Annotated in this window: 16 protein-coding genes; 10 read left to right on the top strand and 6 right to left on the bottom strand. The window is 71.4% G+C overall.

The features are described from left to right. Positions 1 to 86: 86 nt before the first annotated feature. From ACFV6V_RS04535 to ACFV6V_RS04520, 4 genes are all read left to right on the top strand, one after another. On the top strand, positions 87 to 440 hold the full coding sequence (locus ACFV6V_RS04535; RefSeq protein ID WP_385558987.1) for a hypothetical protein: 354 nt from the start codon (positions 87 to 89) through the stop codon (positions 438 to 440). A 69-nt stretch (positions 441 to 509) separates the two neighbouring features. Next, positions 510 to 1,154 (top strand): DUF3105 domain-containing protein, encoded by a 645-nt coding sequence (locus ACFV6V_RS04530; protein ID WP_385558985.1) that lies wholly within the window; start codon positions 510 to 512, stop codon positions 1,152 to 1,154. Further along, on the top strand, positions 1,151 to 1,849 hold the full coding sequence (locus tag ACFV6V_RS04525) for a DUF305 domain-containing protein (RefSeq protein WP_385558983.1): 699 nt from the start codon (positions 1,151 to 1,153) through the stop codon (positions 1,847 to 1,849). Before ACFV6V_RS04530 ends, ACFV6V_RS04525 begins: the two co-directional genes overlap by 4 nt. Positions 1,850 to 1,979: 130 nt before the next feature. Then, on the top strand, positions 1,980 to 2,399 hold the full coding sequence (locus ACFV6V_RS04520; RefSeq protein ID WP_385558980.1) for a CBS domain-containing protein: 420 nt from the start codon (positions 1,980 to 1,982) through the stop codon (positions 2,397 to 2,399). Here ACFV6V_RS04520 and ACFV6V_RS04515 read toward each other — a convergent pair. Next, complete coding sequence (locus tag ACFV6V_RS04515; RefSeq protein ID WP_385558977.1) at positions 2,384 to 3,265, bottom strand: alpha/beta fold hydrolase; 882 nt, start codon at positions 3,263 to 3,265, stop codon at positions 2,384 to 2,386. The genes ACFV6V_RS04520 and ACFV6V_RS04515 overlap by 16 nt on opposite strands. Before the next feature lie 274 nt (positions 3,266 to 3,539). On the opposite strand from ACFV6V_RS04515, the gene ACFV6V_RS04510 reads away from it, so the two are divergent. Next, the gene (locus ACFV6V_RS04510; RefSeq protein WP_385558974.1) at positions 3,540 to 5,285 is read left to right on the top strand and encodes a multicopper oxidase family protein; all 1,746 of its coding nucleotides are present in this window, start codon (positions 3,540 to 3,542) and stop codon (positions 5,283 to 5,285) included. Positions 5,286 to 5,382: 97 nt separating this feature from the next. Further along, positions 5,383 to 7,143, top strand: coding sequence for an NAD+ synthase (locus ACFV6V_RS04505; protein ID WP_385558971.1), 1,761 nt, complete (start codon positions 5,383 to 5,385; stop codon positions 7,141 to 7,143). Between the two features lie 71 nt (positions 7,144 to 7,214). Here the strand turns inward: ACFV6V_RS04505 and ACFV6V_RS04500 are convergent, their stop codons facing one another. From ACFV6V_RS04500 to ACFV6V_RS04490, 3 genes are all read right to left on the bottom strand, one after another. Then, positions 7,215 to 8,123: an endonuclease/exonuclease/phosphatase family protein gene (locus tag ACFV6V_RS04500; protein WP_385559344.1), complete on the bottom strand. Its 909-nt coding sequence runs from the start codon at positions 8,121 to 8,123 to the stop codon at positions 7,215 to 7,217. Between the two features lie 307 nt (positions 8,124 to 8,430). Then, positions 8,431 to 9,108: a TetR/AcrR family transcriptional regulator gene (locus ACFV6V_RS04495; protein WP_385558968.1), complete on the bottom strand. Its 678-nt coding sequence runs from the start codon at positions 9,106 to 9,108 to the stop codon at positions 8,431 to 8,433. Beyond that, positions 9,105 to 10,733 (bottom strand): DHA2 family efflux MFS transporter permease subunit, encoded by a 1,629-nt coding sequence (locus ACFV6V_RS04490; protein WP_385558966.1) that lies wholly within the window; start codon positions 10,731 to 10,733, stop codon positions 9,105 to 9,107. The genes ACFV6V_RS04495 and ACFV6V_RS04490 overlap by 4 nt, the downstream gene beginning before the upstream one ends. A gap of 180 nt (positions 10,734 to 10,913) precedes the next feature. On the opposite strand from ACFV6V_RS04490, the gene panB reads away from it, so the two are divergent. The 3 genes from panB to ACFV6V_RS04475 all read left to right on the top strand — a co-directional run bounded on the left by panB (position 10,914) and on the right by ACFV6V_RS04475 (position 13,853). Next, positions 10,914 to 11,783: a 3-methyl-2-oxobutanoate hydroxymethyltransferase gene (panB, locus tag ACFV6V_RS04485; RefSeq protein WP_385558964.1), complete on the top strand. Its 870-nt coding sequence runs from the start codon at positions 10,914 to 10,916 to the stop codon at positions 11,781 to 11,783. 238 nt (positions 11,784 to 12,021) lie between these two features. Continuing rightward, on the top strand, positions 12,022 to 13,017 hold the full coding sequence (locus ACFV6V_RS04480; protein WP_385558962.1) for an ATP-binding cassette domain-containing protein: 996 nt from the start codon (positions 12,022 to 12,024) through the stop codon (positions 13,015 to 13,017). Further along, on the top strand, positions 13,014 to 13,853 hold the full coding sequence (locus ACFV6V_RS04475) for an ABC transporter permease (RefSeq protein WP_385558959.1): 840 nt from the start codon (positions 13,014 to 13,016) through the stop codon (positions 13,851 to 13,853). Before ACFV6V_RS04480 ends, ACFV6V_RS04475 begins: the two co-directional genes overlap by 4 nt. Here the strand turns inward: ACFV6V_RS04475 and ACFV6V_RS04470 are convergent. After that, the gene (locus tag ACFV6V_RS04470; RefSeq protein WP_385558956.1) at positions 13,801 to 17,352 is read right to left on the bottom strand and encodes an ATP-binding protein; all 3,552 of its coding nucleotides are present in this window, start codon (positions 17,350 to 17,352) and stop codon (positions 13,801 to 13,803) included. The genes ACFV6V_RS04475 and ACFV6V_RS04470 overlap by 53 nt on opposite strands. A 103-nt stretch (positions 17,353 to 17,455) precedes the next feature. Between ACFV6V_RS04470 and ACFV6V_RS04465 the strand changes: the two genes are divergently transcribed. Beyond that, positions 17,456 to 18,262 (top strand): site-2 protease family protein, encoded by an 807-nt coding sequence (locus ACFV6V_RS04465; protein WP_385558953.1) that lies wholly within the window; start codon positions 17,456 to 17,458, stop codon positions 18,260 to 18,262. Positions 18,263 to 18,305: 43 nt separating this feature from the next. On the opposite strand, the gene ACFV6V_RS04460 is transcribed toward ACFV6V_RS04465, so the two are convergent. Continuing rightward, entirely contained in the window at positions 18,306 to 18,485 is a 180-nt protein-coding gene (locus ACFV6V_RS04460) for a hypothetical protein (protein WP_361288977.1), read from the bottom strand. Positions 18,486 to 18,534 lie beyond the last annotated feature (49 nt).

Genomic DNA, 18,534 nt, shown 5'->3' with positions numbered 1-18,534 from the left:
GTATCACCCTGGGCACGTCATCGTCGTTACCATCTGCCCCCATGGGGGGCCCGCGGCACCATCGCATCGCACACATCGTGCGTCCCATGGCACTGGGGAGCGCCATGGCGACGCTCCTCGCCGCGCTCTTCGTCTGTATCGGGATGCTCGCGGACGCCCGAACGGACCACACGCCGCCACCGGGGATCACGGTCGCCGTGCACACCACGGCCGGTACCGGCACGGACGCGAAGGCCGACTGTCCTTACGACCGCGGCGACTGCGGCATGTTCGGCCATCTCTCCCCCGCCGTCCTCACGGCTCCCCCGCTCGACGGTCCCGCCGACGAGGTCGGGGACCGTCCCGTGCCCGCCACGGTCCCCGGCACCGGCCGGCTGGCGCACACCGGGGTGCTCCCCCGTGCCCCCGATCTCCATGTCCTTCAGGTGCAGCGGACCTGAGTCCTCTCCGGGCGCGCCGCATCTCCGCGCCACCACCCTCTTCCCACCCCACTTTGAGAAGGACACGTCATGGCCGCCAGCAACAGCACCAACGACCGCCGCGCCCGCATAGAGCAGATGCGCCGTGCCGAGCAGTCGCGCGAGCGCCGCAGCCGCATCATCACGATCAGTGTCAGCGGCCTCGTGGTCGCCGGACTCGTCGGCTTCGGCATCTATGTGCTGAACAAGGAGTCCGACAAGAAGGAGCAGGCGGAGGCCGCCGCCAGCGCGCCGATCACGGACGAGAAGTCCTGGGACGCCAAGAAGCTGGGCCGCGACCACGTCGCCACGACGGTGAAGTACCCGATGAAGCCGCCGGTCGGCGGTAACCACGACCGGGCCTGGATGAACTGCGACCGCAACGTCTACGACAAGCCGGTCCCCGAGGTCAACGCGGTGCACTCGCTCGAGCACGGGGCGGTGTGGGTCACCTACAACGACAAGGCCCCGGCCGCCGATGTGCAGAAGCTGAAGGAGAAGGTCGGCAAGACCTCGTACTCCCTGATGAGTCCGGTGCAGGACCAGTCCGGGGCCATCATGCTGAGCGCCTGGGGCAAGCAGGTCACGGTCGACGGCGCGGACGACCCCCGGGTGGACGCCTTCTTCAGCAAGTACGTCCAGGGCCCCCAGACCCCTGAGCCGGGTGCCGCCTGCACGGGCGGACTGAGCTCGTGACCGTCCGGCTGACGCGTACCCACTGGGTGGCGATCACGGCCGTGGTCCTGGCTCTGCTGTTCGCGGGAGCCGCCACGGTCGCGTCGGCCGGCGGGGACAGGCGCACGACGGCCGCCGGCGCCCCGGGCGGGGACTCGGCGGACGCGGGCTTCGCCCGTGACATGGCGGTCCATCACCAGCAGGCGGTGGAGATGTCCTTCATCGTCCGCGACCGCACTGAGGACGCGGACGTGCGCAGGCTCGCGTACGACATCGCCAACACCCAGGCCAACCAGCGCGGAATGCTGCTCGGCTGGCTGGACCTGTGGGGGCTGCCGAAGGTCGGGTCCGGGATCGGGCCGATGGCCTGGATGAAGTCGGTGAAGCCGTCGGAGCACGCCGGTCACGACGGTCACACAGGTGAGGGCGACCAGGCCGGGCACGAGACCGGCGACGGCTCGCTGATGCCCGGCATGGCCACCCAGGCCGAGCTGGACCGGCTCGCCACGGCCAAGGGCCGGCAGGCGGAGATCCTCTACCTCCAGCTGATGACCGACCACCACAAGGGCGGGGTCGCCATGGCGCAGGGCTGTGCCGGGCTGTGCACGGTGGCACCGGAGAAGTCCCTCGCGCAGGGAATGGTCGACGCCCAGCAGTCGGAGCTGAATCTGATGGCCGACATGCTGAAGGAGCGGGGCGCGGCGCCCCGGTCCTGACCGGCGACCTGCCGCGGCGGCGAGGGGTCCCATGGTCCACGGGGCGCCTCGCCGCCGTCGGCGGTAAGGTCGAGAACGGGTTCGGGTCGCCGTATGAAGCCGCACTCAGCAGGCAGGAGGTACGCACCCCATGACCACCGCCAAGGACATCATGCATCCCGGGGCGCAGTGGATCCCCGCACACGAGACGCTCGACCGGGCCGCGCAGTTGATGCGTGAACTGAATGTGGGCGCACTCCCCATCGCCGACAACGACGAACGGCTCTGCGGCATCCTCACGGACCGCGACATCGTCATCGGCTGTGTCGCGATGGGCCACGACCCCGCACGGGTGACCGCCGGTGACATGGCCAAGGGCACGCCCCGTTGGATCGAGGCGGACGCGGATGTGAACGAGGTGCTGCACGAGATGCAGGACCACCGGATCCGCCGGCTGCCGGTCATCGAGAACAAACGACTGGTCGGAATGATCAGCGAGGCCGACCTGGCCCAGCATCTGCCGGAGGGCCAGCTCGCCGCCTGGGTCGAGCAGATCTACGCGCGGGCCTGAGACGCCCGACGGGGCAGGCCCATCCTCAGCACCGCCCGCGCCACCGCGTCCGGCCGGTCCAGCATCACCAGATGACCCGCGGGTTCGACGGCCTCGAAATGTGCGTCGCCGAGCCCGCGGGCCAGTGCGCGCTGCCGCTCCAGCCAGCGCACGGTGAACCGCCCACCGGGACCGCCGCGCCCGTCACAGGCGGCGAGCACCGTCACGGGAACCCCCTGCGGCAGCGGGAAACGCTCACGCAGGGCGAGGAGTTCGGCCGCGACCGCACGGTAGTGGGTGTTCTCGTTCAGGATGCCCTGCAGCACCCGCGAGGTCCCGTAGCAGCGGCGTACGAGCGCGGCGGGAGCCGGGTCGCCGCCCGCGGCACGGGACAGCCGCACGGCGAGACGCCGGGTGACCGGGCCCAGCGCGGCAGGCGCGCCCAGCAGGGAGAGCGCGGTCCCGGCGCCGCGCGCGAGTGCGGTACGGACGGCCGGCGCCGCGGGCACCCGGGCATCCTCCTCGATGCTGGAGTCCACCAGCACCACACCGGCCGTCCGTTCGGGATGGAGGCGGGCGAAGGCCTCGGCGTGGAAGCCGGCGATCGAGTGCCCGACGACGGTGGCGGGGCCGTCGAGCCCGAGTGCGTGGAGTACGGCGGCGATGCGGTGGGCCTCACCGGCGGCGGTGGGTGGCACGAGCGCGGGTCCGCTGAGCCCGTGGCCGGGGCGGTCGAAGCGGACGACGGTGCGGTACGGGGCGAGCAGCGGGACCACGGGGTCCCAGTCGAACCAGCTCATGGCGAGTCCGGCGCTCAGCACACAGACCGGTCCGCTGCCGTCGACGACGACGTGGTGGGGCACGCCCCCTATCCGTACGAAGCTCACCGGGCCACCCTGTCACGAGGGATGACGCCGCGGGGAACGATCCGGTCATTGACGGCATAGCAGCCCACGTTAGGTCGTGTCGGACCGGTCCTTACTCGGGTCTTTTGTCCGATCCGGCTAATGTGCGTCGTGTGATGAACCAACGGACGGCCGGGTACGGGCCACCGCCGCTGCCGATATGAGCGCGTCCGGCCGTCCCGTCCAGTCCTGACGCGGTGGCAGACGCACCCCCTTTCACGCCTTCACCCCCAGCGAGGTGCACACAGTCATGCCCATGGAGCACACCGGTCAGACCTCCCCCACTCGTCGCGCCATGCTCGGCGCCGGACTCGGCGTCGCGGGATCCGGCCTGCTCGCCGCATGCTCGGACTCCGGCTCCGGCGACTCCGGACGACCGGACCGCGGCGGCCACAGCGCGGACCAGGGAGCGGGCCCCAGGGGTACCGCGGCACCCGACCGCGAGCGGGGTGACACCCGTGAGGGCGACCACGTCGGCAAGCACAGCCGCCAGCTCACCTTCACGGCCAGGCCGAGCACGGTGGATCTGGGCGGCGGGCGCACCTTCAAGACCTGGACGTACGACGACGAGCTGCCGGGACGGGTGGTCCGCATCACCGCGGGCGACACCCTCTCACTCACCCTCAAGAACCATCTGCCGGAATCGACCACTGTGCACTGGCACGGCCTCGCCATCCGCAACGACATGGACGGCGTGCCCAATGTGACCCAGCCGCCGATCGAACCCGGCGAGTCGTTCTCGTACCGCTACGAGGTCCCGCACCCCGGCACGTACTGGTTCCATCCGCACCAGGGGGTCCAGGTCGACCGCGGCACGTACGCGCCGCTGATCGTGGACGACCCGAGGGAGCCGCTCGCGTACGACCGAGAGTGGATCATCATGCTGGACGACTGGATCGACGGCGTCGGCGGCTCGACCCCGGACGACGTCTTCTTCCAGCTCAGCAAGGGCAAGAAGATGGTGCACGACCCTGGATACGGGCACCACGGCGGCGGCGCACGTGACGGCAACCGGTCGGGATCGGGCTCCGGGCCCGGGGCGGCCAAGCCGTCCGGTCCCGTGGGCGCGGGAGCGGGCGGGGCGCGCCCCGACGACGACCCGAAGAACGACGACCCTTCGGGGCGGCGCCGCCCCAAGGGCCCGCGGCGGGTGATGACGGGGGCGCACAGCAGCCTCCTCGGTCACGCGGGCGACATCGCCTATCCCTACTACCTGATCAACGGACGCACTCCGGACTTCCCCACGCAGTTCAAGGCCAAGCCCGGGGACCGGATCCGGCTGCGGATCATCAACGCGGGCGGCGAGACCGCCTTCCGGGTGGCGCTCGGCGGCCATCGCTTCACCGTCACCCACACCGACGGCTTCCCCGTCCGCCCCTACAAGACCGACGCCCTGCTCATGGGCATGGGCGAGCGCTATGACGTGCTGATCACCGCGAAGGACGGGGTCTTCCCGCTCACGGCGCTCGCCGAGGGCAAGCACGGCTCGGCGATGGCCGTGCTGCGCACCGGCGGCGGGGCGCCGCCCGGGCCTCGCACCCGGCCCAGCGAGCTGTTCAGGAACGTGCTCGAGTCGTCGGCGAAACTGCGTCCGGACGAGTCCGTCGCCCTGCCGCGGCGCGGCAAGCCGGACCGGCTCATCAAGCTCAAGCTGACCGGCGGTATGGAGAAGTACGACTGGGCCTTCGACAACAGGCCCTACGATGCCGACACGATCCACCGGATCGAGTACGGCGAGCGGGTCCGCCTCGTGGTCATCAACGTCACCGACATGTGGCACCCGGTGCATCTGCACGGGCACACCTTCGCGCTGGCGGATGTCCTCTCGCACGGTGCCCGCAAGGACACGGCCGCGGTTCTGCCGCACCACAAGCTGGTGCTGGACTTCGACGCGGACAATCCGGGGGCGTGGATGCTCCACTGCCACAACATCTACCACGCGGAGTCCGGGATGATGACGACGGTCGCCTACCGCGACCGCCGCAGCCGGCGCGGCAGATGACGTCGCCCGTCGCCCGGGCCGTCCGGGGCGCCCGTAGTGGGGCGCCCCACACTCCCCGGCCGGGACATTGCGTCAGTCAGACGATTACACTGTCCCCGTGCCTCAACTACGTCTCGCTCTGAATCAGATCGACTCGACCGTCGGCGACCTCGCCGGCAATGCCGAATCGATCGTGCACTGGACCCGGCACGCCGCCGAGCAGGGGGCGCACCTCGTCGCCTTCCCCGAGATGGTGCTCACCGGTTACCCCGTCGAGGACCTCGCCCTGCGATCCTCCTTCGTCGAGGCGTCGCGGTCCGCCCTGCACGCACTCGCCGCGCGGCTCGCCGACGAGGGCTTCGGGGAGCTGCCGGTGATCGTCGGCTACCTGGACCGATCCGAGAAGGCCCAGCCCCGGTTCGGTCAGCCTGCGGGCTCTCCGCAGAACGCCGGGGCGGTGCTGCACGGTGGCCGGGTGGTGCTGACGTACGCCAAGCACCATCTGCCCAACTACGGCGTCTTCGACGAGTTCCGGTACTTCGTGCCGGGCGACACGATGCCGGTGATCCGGGTCCACGGGATCGACGTGGCCCTCGCCATCTGCGAGGACCTCTGGCAGGACGGCGGCCGGGTGCCCGCCGCCCGTTCCGCCCGGGCCGGGCTCCTCCTGTCCATCAACGCCTCGCCTTACGAGCTGGACAAGGACGACACCCGCCTCGAACTGGTGCGCAAGCGCGCCCAGGAGGCCGGCTGCACCACCGCGTATCTGGCGATGATCGGCGGTCAGGACGAGCTGGTCTTCGACGGCGACTCGATCGTGGTCGACAAGGACGGCGAGGTCATCGCCCGTGCCCCGCAGTTCGCCGAGGGCAGTGTGCTGCTGGACCTGGACCTCCCGGCCGCGTCCGCCGACGCCCCGTCCGGCACGGTGGACGACGGGCTGGCCATCGACCGGGTCGTGATCTCCGACGAGCCGCTGGAGCCGTGGGAGGCGGAGCTGACGGGCGGATACGCCGACCGGCTCGACGACACGGAGGAGATCTACTCCGCACTGGTGGTGGGCCTGCGCGCCTATGTCGCCAAGAACGGTTTCCGCTCGGTGCTGGTGGGCCTTTCCGGCGGCATCGACTCCGCTCTCGTCGCCGCCATCGCCTGCGACGCGGTCGGCGCGCGGAACGTGTACGGCATCGCCATGCCGTCCAGGTACTCGTCGGACCACTCCAGGGGCGACGCCGCCGAGCTGGCCCGCCGTACGGGGCTCAACTTCCGCACCGTACCGATCGAGCCGATGTTCGACGCCTACATGGGCTCGCTCGGGCTCACCGGTCTCGCCGAGGAGAACCTCCAGTCGCGGCTGCGCGGCACGATGCTGATGGCCGTGTCCAACCAGGAGGGCCACATCGTCCTCGCTCCGGGCAACAAGTCCGAGCTGGCGGTCGGCTACTCGACCCTGTACGGGGACTCGGTGGGCGCCTACGGTCCGATCAAGGACGTCTACAAGACGACGGTCTTCCGGCTCGCGAAGTGGCGGAACGAAGCGGCCGAACAGCGCGGCCAGACCCCGCCGATCCCGGAGAACTCCATCGTCAAGCCGCCGAGCGCCGAGCTGCGCCCCGGGCAGGTCGACACCGACTCCCTCCCGGACTACGACGTGCTGGACCGGATCCTGGAGCTGTACGTCGACCGGGACCGCGGCAAGGACGCGATCGTGGCGGCCGGCTACGACGAGGAGCTGGTCACCAGGACCCTGCGGATGGTCGACACGGCGGAGTACAAGCGCCGCCAGTACCCGCCGGGCACCAAGATCTCGGCGAAGGGCTTCGGCAAGGACCGGCGCCTGCCCATCACCAACCGGTGGCGGGAGACCAGCTCGCACTGATGCAACGGACAGGGGCTTCCCGCGAAGGCGGGAAGCCCCTGTCCGTCCAGGCCCTGTCCGGCGTACGGAGGTCAGAACGCGACGCGCGCGGCGATCGGGAGGTGATCGCTGGCGGTGCGCGGCAGGGTCCAGGACGACACCGGCTCGACGCCCTTCACCATGATCTGGTCGATCCGCGCCATCGGGAACGAGGCCGGCCAGCTGAAGCCGAAGCCGTCGCCCGCCGCGCCCTGCGTGGAGCGCATCTGGGCGGTGACCGCGTTCAGCGAGCGGTCGTTCATCGTGCCGTTGAGGTCACCGAGCAGCACCACCCTGGGCACCTCGTCGCGGGCGATCGCCGCTCCGAGCGCGTCGGCGCTCTCGTCCCGCTGGCTGGCGGTGAATCCGGAGTTCATCTTGACCCGTACGGACGGCAGATGGGCCACGTACACCGCGACGTCGCCGGACGGGGTCGCCACCGTGGACCGCATCGCGCGCTCCCAGCCGAGCCGGATGTCCACGGCACCGGTCCCGCGCATGGGGTACTTGCTCCACAGCCCGACGGTGCCCACCACCGAGTGGTGCGGGTACGCGGACGCCAGCGCCTTCTCGTAGGCCGGGACGGCGTCGGCCGTCAGCTCCTCCAGGGCGACGACCTCGGCCCCGGACTCGGCCACCTGGCGGGCGGTGCCCTCGGGGTCGGAGTTGTCGGCGTTCACGTTGTGGGTGGCGACTGTGAGCCCGCCACCACCGGCGCCCTCGCTCTTGTCGGTGACCAGCCCGCCGAAGAGATTCAGCCAGACCACCACGGGCACCAGCAGGGCGATGAGCGCCGTGGCGGACCGCCGCAGCAGGGCGAGCACGAGCAGCACCGGCACGAGCAGCCCGAACCAGGGCAGGAAGGTCTCGGTCAGGCTGCCCAGGTTGCCGACCCGGTTCGGGATCTGGGCGTGGAAGATCATCAGCAGTCCGACCAGCACGGAGAACGCGGCGAGCACCATGCCCCGGCGCCAGATCCCGGGATCGTGGCGCCATCTGCCGAACGCGGCCCGGACGCGGGATCCGGAGCGTCCACCCTGCTCCGCGTCGTGCCCCGACTCCGTGATGTATGCCTGCCGCATGCGTGTCCTCACTGCCTTACTGCGCCTTGCTGCCGTGCCTTGCAAGCCGTGCCGTCCGCGCTCGCTCTCGACCCTAGGGGATGGCGGAGGGCTTGCTGTCGTACGGTCACGAGGACGACCGGGCGGCGCGGCGGGTTCCGGTTATGCGCGCCGGGGCTGCGGCTGTGACAGAACGCGCATATTGCGCTCAGCTCACCGGTGACAGCCGGGACGAACGGGATGGCCGGGGCGGTCGGGACGGCTCGGACGCCTGGGACGCCTGGGACGGGCGCAGGCCGTCCAGCACCGCGCCGACGATGCGCTCCGCCAAGTCCCCCGGCAGCGGGGCGTCGGGCCGCATCACGGCCCTGACCAGCATGGGGCCGACGATGAGGTCGTTGATGAGGTCGATATCGACGTCATCGCGGATCTCTCCGCCCGCGATCCCCCGCCGCAGGATCTCCAGGACCGTGACCCGGCGGGGGTCGATCACGGTCGCGACGTAAGCCGCCCACAGCTTGGGATGGCTCTTCATCTGCGCCAGGACGTTGTGCAGCAGCGCCGACGAGCGGTGGGCGAGGCCCCGTACCCGTACCGACTCCAGCATCGTCACGAGGTCGTCCCGGGCGGAGGTGCCCGGCAGGTCGGGCTCCGACGGCTCGATGTCCCGGAGGACCTCGACGAACAGCTCCTCCTTGTCGCTCCAGCGGCGGTAGATGGTGGCCTTGCCGACCCCGGCCGTGCGGGCGAGGCGCTCGATGGAGATCTCGCCGAGCGGAACGCCGTCCTCGAGCAGCCCCACCACGGCCTCCCGGATCGCCCGCTGGGCGGCCTCGCTCCGGGGGCGCCCCCGGGCCGCGGTACGGCCTCCGCTCCCGGCGCTCACCCCCTGACCGCCCCGGCCGCGGGCCTTCCGTCCGGTTCCCCCGGGGACAGTGCGTCGCCGGGCCCGGGCTTCACCCGTCCGGGCAGGTGCATCGCCACGACCGCTGCGCCCACGACGGTCGCCATGGCCGCCGCGAGAGCCGTCAGGTGCATGGCGAAGAGGAAGGCCTCGTTCGCCGGACCGACCAGCAGCTTCCCGGCGGGACCGAGCTTCGCCGCGGCCCCCATGGTGGCCTCGATCGACTCCCCCGCCGCCGCCCTGACACCGTCCGGCAGACCCGCCGTCCTGGCGAGGGTGGACTCGATGCCGCCCCGGTACGCCGCCGAGAGCAGCGAGCCGAGCATCGCGACCCCCAGCGCCCCGCCCACCTGCCGGAAGGTGTTGCTGATCGCCGAACCGACCCCGGCCTTCTCCCGGGGCAGCGCCTGCATCACCGCGACCGTCACCGGGGGCATCACATGGGCCATCCCCGCGCCCTGGACGAAGAAGGCGGCCTCGATCAGCCACAGCGGTGTGGAGCCGTCGAAGAAGGCGAACGCGGCCAGCCCGGTGGTGATCATCAGCATGCCCGCCGTGCAGGTCGCCTTGGCGCCGAACCGGCCGATGGCCAGCCGTGCGCGCGGTGCGAACGCCGACTGCGCCACGGCGAGCGGCAGCAGCAGCAGTCCGGCAGCCAGCGGGCTGTAGCCGCGCACGCTCTGCAGATAGAACACGGACAGGAAGGCCACGCCCATCATCGCGAAGAAGCCCAGCGCGGTCGCGGCGATCGCGGAGGAGAACACGGGGTTCCTGAAGTACGAGAAGTCGAGCGCCGGATGGTCGCTGCGCACCTCGTAGATCACGAACACCGTCAGGACACCCAACCCGCCGAGCAGCGGCACCAGCACCGCCTGGTCGGTCAGGGAGGCGAGCTCGCCGCCCCGGATGATCCCGTACACCAGCAGCACGAGACCGACGATCGACAGCAGCACCCCGACCGGGTCGAGCCTGCCGGGGGCGGGGTCCCGGGAGTCGGGGATCAGCACCACCATCGCGATGAAGCCGATGAGCACCACGGGCACGTTGACCAGGAAGATCGAGCCCCACCAGAAGTGTTCGAGCAGCAGCCCGCCGGTGAGCGGTCCGAGCGCGATCGACACGCCGACCCCGCCCGCCCAGATGCCGATGGCCTTGGCCTGCTCGTCCCGCTCGAACACGTTCATCAGGATGGCGAGCGTGGCGGGGATCACGAACGCCGCACCGACCCCCATCACCGCGCGGTACGCGATGAGCTCGGAGGACGACGCGGAGAACGCGGCGAGCGCGGAGCCGGCCCCGAAGACGGCCATACCGAACAGCAGCGCCTTGCGGCGGCCCGTACGGTCGCCGATGAGCCCCGCCGTGAACAGCAGGGCGGCGAAGACCAGGGTGTAGGAGTTGATGGCCCACTCCAGCTCGCCCTGGGTGGCACCGAGGCCGACGGGCGCAGGAGTGGCGATGGTCTTGACCGCGACGTTCAGCACCGAGTGGTCGAGCACCACGATGAGCACGCTGAACATGAGGACGGCGAGGATGGCCCAGCGGCGCCGGTGCACGGCTTCCGGGACACGGGGCGGGGCGGGTGGCGCCCCCGGGGGTGTGGACATGATCCAGGGATTCCCGTTTTCGATACGAGACCGTCTCGTATCGGAGAAAACGACCGGGATGGCGGAACATCGCCGGAGTGTGAACGGCACCACTTCCCGCGACGGGCACCGGGATGCCACCATGGATGCGGTCCGGGGACGCCGTAAGGGCGCCTCGAGATGACGAAGGAGCCGATCACCATGACGCTTCAGGCTGCGCCGAAGCAGTCCGCCGACAGCAGCGACAGCAAAGCGCTGTACGGCGGAAAGAGCACTCGCCGCGTCACCGTCCACGACATCGCCGCCGCCAAGCAGCGCGGGGAGAAGTGGCCCATGCTCACCGCCTACGACGCGATGACCGCGTCCGTGTTCGACGAGGCCGGTATCCCGGTGATGCTCGTCGGCGACTCGATGGGCAACACCCACCTCGGCTACGACACCACCGTGCCCGTCACGATGGACGAGATGACCCTGCTGTCCGCCGCCGTCGTACGGGGCACCAAGCGCGCCCTGATCGTCGGCGACCTGCCCTTCGGCTCCTACCAGGAGGGCCCGGTCCAGGCCCTGCGCAACGCCACCCGGCTGGTCAAGGAGGCCGGCGTGGGGGCCGTGAAGCTGGAGGGCGGGGAGCGCTCGCTGCCCCAGACCGAGCTGCTGGTGCAGGCGGGCATCCCGGTCATGTCCCACCTCGGTCTCACCCCGCAGTCCGTCAACACCATGGGCTACCGGGTCCAGGGCCGCAGCGACGAGGCCGCACACCGACTGCTGCGCGACGCCAAGGCGGCCCAGGACGCGGGCGCGTTCGCCCTCGTGCTCGAACTCGTACCGGCCGAGCTGGCCGCCGAGGTCACCCGTTCGCTGCACATCCCGACCATCGGGATCGGCGCGGGACCCGAGACGGACGCGCAGGTGCTCGTGTGGACCGACATGGTCGGGCTGACGGGCGGGAAGGTGCCGCGCTTCACCAAGCAGTACGCGGACATGCGCCAGGTACTCGGCGACGCGGCGAAGGCCTTCGCCGGCGATGTGGTCGGCGGGGCGTTCCCCGCCGAGGAGCACTCCTTCCACTGAGCACGGCTGAACGCCCCCGGGCGCTGAGACCCGCCGTATCGCTCTCCGAGCCACTCCGGCACCAACGACAGCCCGCCGATCTTCCCCCGTCGGCGGGCTGTCGGCCGTCCCGGACATGGAGGCGGAAGGGGTTCGGACGGCAGACCGCCGCCTCACCGTTCACGTTGTCCACAGTCTGTCGGTGGCCTGTCGGCCGCCTGTCGGTGGCTTGTCGGTGGCGGCTGACACGCTTCGGCACATGACGCGAAACGACAGGAACGCCGTCGAGGTACGTGGCCTCGTAAAGCACTACGGCGAGACGAAAGCCCTGGACGGAGTGGATCTCGACGTCCGGCAAGGCACGGTGCTCGGGGTCCTCGGTCCCAACGGGGCGGGCAAGACCACCCTGGTGCGCTGCCTCTCCACCCTCATCGTCCCGGATGCCGGGCACGCCACCGTCGCCGGGCTCGACGTGGTCCGGCAGCCGCGCCGGGTGCGCCGCACGATCGGGCTGACCGGCCAGTACGCATCGGTGGACGAGAAGCTCCCCGGCTGGGAGAACCTCTACATGATCGGGCGGCTGCTCGATCTGCCCCGCAAGGAGGCGAAGCAGCGTGCGGACGAGCTGCTGGAGCGGTTCTCGCTGACGGACGCCGCCAAGCGGCCCGCCGCCACCTACTCGGGAGGTATGCGCCGCCGGCTGGATCTGGCCGCCTCGATGATCGGGCGGCCCGCCGTGCTCTATCTGGACGAGCCGACCACCGGACTCGACCCCCGCACCCGCAACGAGGTCTGGGACGAGGTCCAGCGGATGGTCGCCGAGGGCGCCACGGTCCTGCTCACCACGCAGTACATGGAGGAGGCCGAGCAGCTGGCGGACTCGCTGACGGTCATCGACCGCGGCCGGGTCATCGCCGAGGGCGCCGTCCCCGAGCTGAAGGCGAAGGTCGGCGGCCGGACGCTGCGCATCGGGCCGGCCGACCCGGCCGAGCTTCCGCTGATGGCGGCGGCGATCCGCGAGGCGGGACTGGACGGCGTCGCGGGGGCGCAGCCCGTTCCGGACGAGGGCGTGCTGTATGTCCCGATCCTCAGCGACGAACAACTGACCGCCGTGGTCGGCCTGCTGGGGGCCCGTGGCTTCGCCATCGCCGACATCGGCACCGATCTGCCCAGCCTGGACGAGGTGTTCCTGGCCCTGACCGGCCAGAGGACGGCGTCCGTCGACGAGATGATTCCCCAGGAGGTCGCGGCGTGAGCGCCACCACTGTCACCCCTGCCACTGTTGCCGGCCCCCAGGCGCTCGCCGACGACGACCGGATCGGACTGCGCGGCAACCTCCGGCACATCGGTGCGCTCGTCCGTCGCAATCTGCTGTGGATCCGGCAGGACCCGGAGTCGATGTTCGACGCCGTGCTGATGCCGATCGTCTTCACCCTGCTGTTCGTGTTCGTCTTCGGCGGCTCCGTCGGGGCGTCCCTGGGCGGCGACCGGGCCACGTACGTGGACTATGTCGTGCCCGGGCTGATGGCGATGATCGGTATGAACATCGCCATGGGGGTCGGCACCGGTTTCAACCAGGACTTCCAGAGCGGGGTCATGGACCGGTTCCGGTCCCTGCCCATCGCCCGGTCATCGGTGCTCGTGGCCAAGATCGTCGTCGAGGTCCTGCGCATGACCGTCGCGACGGTCATCCAGCTGGCGGTCGGTTTCCTGCTGGGCATGTCCGTGTCGCAGGTGTGGGGTCTGGTCGCCGCGTTCGGCCTGTCCCTGATCTTCAGTTCGTCGGTCATGTGGATCTTCCTCACCATGGGCGTGACCATGAAGAGCGCCCAGGCGATCCAGGGAATGGGGTTCCTGGTGCTGATGCCGTTGCAGTTCGGTTCGTCGATCTTCTCGCCGCCCAGCACCATGCCGGGGTGGCTGCGGACCTTCACCGACTACAACCCGATGTCCTCGCTCGCGGACGCGGCACGCGGACTGATGCACGGCGGACCCGTCGCCCACGATGTGTGGGTGACCCTGATCTGGTCGGTGCTGATCACCGCGGTGATGGCCCCGATCGCGATCCGGAAGTTCCGCACGAAGTCCTGACGTGCTGTTCCTCCAGGTGCAGTTCGACGACGTGCTGTTCGACGAGCGCGACGGCCTGCTCCGGTGTGAGGTCCTCGCCCTCGGCGAAGCGGGCCGCCCAGCGTTCCCCGCCCAGTGCGGCGCGGGCGGCCCGCTCGGCGCGCTCGCGGCCCTGGCGTTCCAGGGCCGTCGGGACGTGCCCGGCGGGCAGCAGCCGCCGGTACGCGCCCAGCAGCCGGGCCGCGTCGGCGGCGGCGGTGTCGCCAAGGGCGTCGTCCTTGCCGCCCCGCCCGCCTGTGCCGTCGGCCAGACTGGCGAGTGCCTCGGCGGCGGTCGGCAGCTGGTTCACGACCAGATTCGGTGCGACCATCCGGGCGAGGGGCGCCATCGCCGACTCCAGCGCAGCGTGGACATGGTGGAGCGCTTCCGCGTAACGGCCGTCGAGACAGTCGATCCAGGCCAGCCCACCGAGCCGGAAGCCGTCGAAGAACGCCAGGGTCTCGGACTGGAACTCGACCGCGAGCAGATCCAGTTGCTCGCGGGCTTCGGCCGTGCGGCCGTCCAGCCCGAGCAGCATGGCGAGGAAGAGGCGCGCGGTGGGCAGGGCCTCGGCGGTGCCTTCGGCGTGCTGCGCGAGCACCTCGCGGAAGATGGCCTCCGCCTCGTCGCGGCGGCCGAGCTCGGTGAGCATCGCCGCCTGCCGGGCATGCAGATACGGCACCTGGCCCTCGGCGCCGAGGCGCTGGGCCCGGTCGACCGCGGCCGCGAAGTCATCGGCGGCGAGGCCGAACTCTCCGCGCATCTGACGGGCCTCCCCGCGCGCCGACAATGCGCCCGCGGCGCCCCAGAGATCTCCGAGGCGTTCGAAGATCCCCAGGCTGCGATCCGCGTCGGCGCTTGCGTCGCCCGGCCATTCGCTGCGGTTGACCAGCACGTTGGCCCGCATCTGGAGCGCGGTGCCCAGATCCCACTCGTAGCCGTACTCCTCGCAGCCGCGCACGGTCTCGTCGATGGTGCGGCGCAGCTGGTCCTCGTCGCCGGTGAGCAGGACCGCGTAGAGCCAGAGCGAGCCGGGGAAGCGGCAGGTCTGCGGACAGCCGGGGTCGTACGCCGACGCGACCCCGCGCAGCCAGCCCAGCCGCTCGGGTGTCGTCCAGTCCTCCGCCCAGTGCTCCATGCTGCAGATCCCGATCAGCCGCACTCCGCGCCTGGCCTCCTGGCGGTGCCCGGCGCCGAACGGCGGCGGGGCGTCGATGACCCGCTCGTGCAGCGGCTCGGCGGGGACGACGGGCGGGGCGAACGGGTCGGGACCGAGCGCCGCCACCGAGCGCGACCAGTGCCGGGCGGTGGCGCGCAGATCGCGCATCTGCCAGTACCAGGCAAGGGACAGCACCAGGCACAGCGCCTCGTCCTCGTCGCCCGCCACGGTGGCCCGGTGCAGCGCCGTGTGCAGGTTCTCCTGCTCCCGTTCCAGCCGTGCGACGGCCTCGATCTGCCCCGGGCCGCGCAGCAACGGGTCGGTACGGCGGGCCAGTTCCCGGTAGTACACGAGATGCGCACGCTCGACCACGGCCCGGTCGCCCGCGTCGTCGAGCCGCTCGGCGGCGTACTCGCCCACGGTTTCGAGGAGTTGGTAGCGCATCGCGCCGTCCGGTGCGGGGGCGGCGACGACGAGGGACTTGTCGACCAGGGCGCCGAGGACGGGGAGGACGTCGGGGACATCGACGGCGGCCGGCAGGGCCGGCGTCGCGGCGGACGGGGCGGAGGCCGGAGCCGAAGGGCCGGGGCGGGTGCCGGGCGGGGCGGAGGTCTCCCGGGGGAGAGCACCCGGTGGGCCGACCCTCGCGCAGACCGCCTCCGCGGCTTCGAGGTCGCAGCCGCGGGCGAACACCGCGAGGCGGCGCAGGACGGTGCGCTCTGCCTCGTCGAGCAGTTCCCAGGACCAGTCGACCACCGCACGCAGGGTCTGCTGGCGCGGCAGTACGGTGCGGCTGCCGCTGGACAGCAACCGGAAGCGGTCGTCGAGGCGGTCGGCGATCTGCCGGGGCGTCAGCAGCCGCAGCCTGGCCGCGGCGAGTTCGATGGCGAGGGGCAGACCGTCGAGACGCCGGCAGATCTCGGCCGCCGCCGCGGCCGTGTCGTCGTCGGCGTCGATCCGGAAGCGGGGGTTCGCCGCCGCACCGCGCTCGGCGAGCAGTCGCAGGGCCATGGGAGGGGGCAGCGGTCCGACCGGCCGTACCGCCTCGCCCGGCACGCCGAGGGGTTCCCTGCTGGTCGCCAGCACCGTCAGCCCCGGGCACCGTTCCAGGAGCCGCTCGCACAGCGTGGCCACAGCGGTCACGAGGTGCTCGCAGTTGTCGAGCACGAGCAGCATCCGGCGCCGGCCGCAGCGCTCGGTGAGGCGCACCAGCGGATCGTCCCCGTGCCACAGCTCCTCGGAACCGACCCCCCGCAGCACGGTCTCCCGTGCGCCGAGAGCGGTGAGCACGGCCTCCGGCACGTTCTCCGGGTCGCTGACCGGAGCGAGCTCCGCGAGCCAGACACCGTCCGGGTACGCCCCGGCCCCCTGCTCGGCGGCCTCCTGGGAGAGCCGGGTCTTGCCCGCGCCACCGGCCCCGACGAGGGTGACCAGTCGCGCCCGGCCGAGGTCGCCTCGGATGGCCTCGATATCGCTCTCACGCCCGACGAAGCTGGTCAGCCGGGCCCGCAGGTTCCCGGGCGGGGGCAGATGGCCCGGCGCGGGCGCACCAGCACCCGGTCCCGAAGCGGCGAGCGCGGAACCGGGCCCGGGACCCCCCGCCTCGGGCGTGAGCAGTTCGGCGTACAGGGCGCGCAGTTCGGGGCCCGGATCCGTGCCCAGCTGGTCCGACAGCTCGCGGCGTGCGGACTCGTATGCCGCGAGCGCCTCGGCCGGCCGGCCGGCCGCCCGCAGGGCGCGGATGCGCAGGGCCTGGAGCGATTCGTCGAGGGGGTGCTCGTCGCCGAGGGCGATCAGCGCGGGCAGCACTTCCCTTGCGCGGCCGAGGGCCAGGTACGCGGTGAACCGGGTGCGGCGGCATTCGAGACGGCGGGTTTCCCAGCGGGCCGCCTCCGCCGTGCGGTCGGGCAGATCGGCGAGCACCGGCCCCCGCCACAACGCCAACGCCTCGTCCAGCAGTGCGACCGCTCCGGCCGGATCGCCTCCGGCGAGTACCTGGCCGCCCTGCTCCGCGAGCCGCGCGAAGCGGTGCAGATCCACGTCGGCGGCATCGGCACGCAGCCGGTAGCCGCCGTCCGCCGACACCACTTCCGCATGCCCGAGCGCGCGGCGGGCCCGGCCGACGAGTGCCTGCACGGCTCCCACGGCGTCGGCCGGCGGATCGCCGTCCCACACTTCGCCGACGAGCACCTCGACCGGCACGGTACGCCCCGCGCGCAGGGCCAGCGCGGCGACGAGGGCACGCAGCCGCGCCCCACCGAGCGCGGTGGGGGTCCCGTCGTCGTGGACTGCCTGGGTGGTGCCGAGTACGCGGTAGTGCACCGGCCCATTGTCGTCGATCACCGAATGGCCCACGATGCCACCAGGCCGTCGGCAGCGGCTACGCTCGTCCCCCACCCCACCCGACTCACCAGGAGCCGTGCACATGGCCACCGCCGCGACCCGCAGCAGCGATCGCCGGATCTCGCCCGTCTTCCTCGGTATCGCCGCGATCATGGCGGTCACCGGGTGGGCCGTCTGGACGGACTTCGCACCCAACCCGGGGATCGCGGTGTTCCTCTTCGTGACCTCGGGGTGGATCGTCTCGCTGTGCCTGCACGAGTACGCGCACGCCCGCACCGCACTGCACGGCGGCGACCTCACCATCGGGGCCAAGGGCTATCTGACGCTCAACCCGCTCAAGTACACGCACGCGCTGCTCAGCATCGTGCTCCCCGTGATCTTCGTGATCATGGGCGGTATCGGTCTGCCGGGTGGCGCGGTGTTCATCGAGCGGCACCGTATCCAGGGCCGCTGGAAGCACAGCCTGATCTCGGCCGCGGGCCCGCTGACGAACGTCCTGTTCGCCATCGTGTGCACGGCACCGTTCTGGCTGGGGGCCCTCGACGGCGTGCCGGTGGTGTTCCGTTTCGCGCTGGCGTTCCTGGCGCTGCTCCAGGTGACCGCCGCGATCCTGAACTTCCTGCCGGTGCCGGGGCTCGACGGTTACGGGGTGGTCGAGCCGTGGCTGCCGTACAGCATCAGGCGCCACGTGGAGCCGTACGCCCCCTTCGGCCTGCTGGCGGTCTTCGGCGTCCTCTTCATCCCCGGGGTGAACCAGGCCTTCTTCGACGGGATCTACGCGCTGCTGAGCGGGCTCGGGGTGTCGGACCTGGAGTCGTACTGCGGGCAGAACCTCTACCGCTTCTGGACCGATCCGCACCCGCTGTGCGAGGTGGCGCTCAGCCGGTAGCCCTGTTGGGGCGGGAGCCGGAAAGCCTGGCGGCCGGGAGTCCTCAGCCGGTCTGTGCGCGGTCGGCCTTCGCGCGGCGGAAGTAGTAGATCGCCATGTTCGACGACAGGCCCCCGAGCAGCACCCAGACGATCCCCAGCCAGCTTCCCTGCGCGAACGACACCACCGCCGCGGAGATCGCGAGTACGCAGATGACGAGGGCGTAGAGGGCGAGGCGGGGCATGGGGGTCGGCTCCTGTCCGGTGGTGGGTGTCCGGTCCAGTGTCCCCCAT

Source organism: Streptomyces sp. NPDC059828 (assembly GCF_042731955.1).
Classification (GTDB): Bacteria; Actinomycetota; Actinomycetes; order Streptomycetales; family Streptomycetaceae; genus Streptomyces.
Note: the sequence above shows the minus strand (reverse complement) of the source record. Positions and strands in the feature narration are given on the sequence as shown.

Bases quoted from the DNA above. Each gene is read 5' to 3' on its own strand.
- ACFV6V_RS04460 (WP_361288977.1), bottom strand. From the start codon at position 18,485: ATGCCCCGCCTCGCCCTCTACGCCCTCGTCATCTGCGTACTCGCGATC.
- ACFV6V_RS04520 (WP_385558980.1), top strand. From the start codon at position 1,980: ATGACCACCGCCAAGGACATCATGCATCCCGGGGCGCAGTGGATCCCC.
- ACFV6V_RS04530 (WP_385558985.1), top strand. From the start codon at position 510: ATGGCCGCCAGCAACAGCACCAACGACCGCCGCGCCCGCATAGAGCAG.
- ACFV6V_RS04480 (WP_385558962.1), top strand. From the start codon at position 12,022: ATGACGCGAAACGACAGGAACGCCGTCGAGGTACGTGGCCTCGTAAAG.
- ACFV6V_RS04500 (WP_385559344.1), bottom strand. From the start codon at position 8,123: ATGGTGCTCGCCGCGTTCTCCGTGCTGGTCGGACTGCTGATGATCTTC.
- panB (WP_385558964.1), top strand. From the start codon at position 10,914: ATGACGCTTCAGGCTGCGCCGAAGCAGTCCGCCGACAGCAGCGACAGC.
- ACFV6V_RS04465 (WP_385558953.1), top strand. From the start codon at position 17,456: ATGGCCACCGCCGCGACCCGCAGCAGCGATCGCCGGATCTCGCCCGTC.
- ACFV6V_RS04490 (WP_385558966.1), bottom strand. From the start codon at position 10,733: ATGTCCACACCCCCGGGGGCGCCACCCGCCCCGCCCCGTGTCCCGGAA.
- ACFV6V_RS04535 (WP_385558987.1), top strand. From the start codon at position 87: ATGGCACTGGGGAGCGCCATGGCGACGCTCCTCGCCGCGCTCTTCGTC.
- ACFV6V_RS04510 (WP_385558974.1), top strand. From the start codon at position 3,540: ATGGAGCACACCGGTCAGACCTCCCCCACTCGTCGCGCCATGCTCGGC.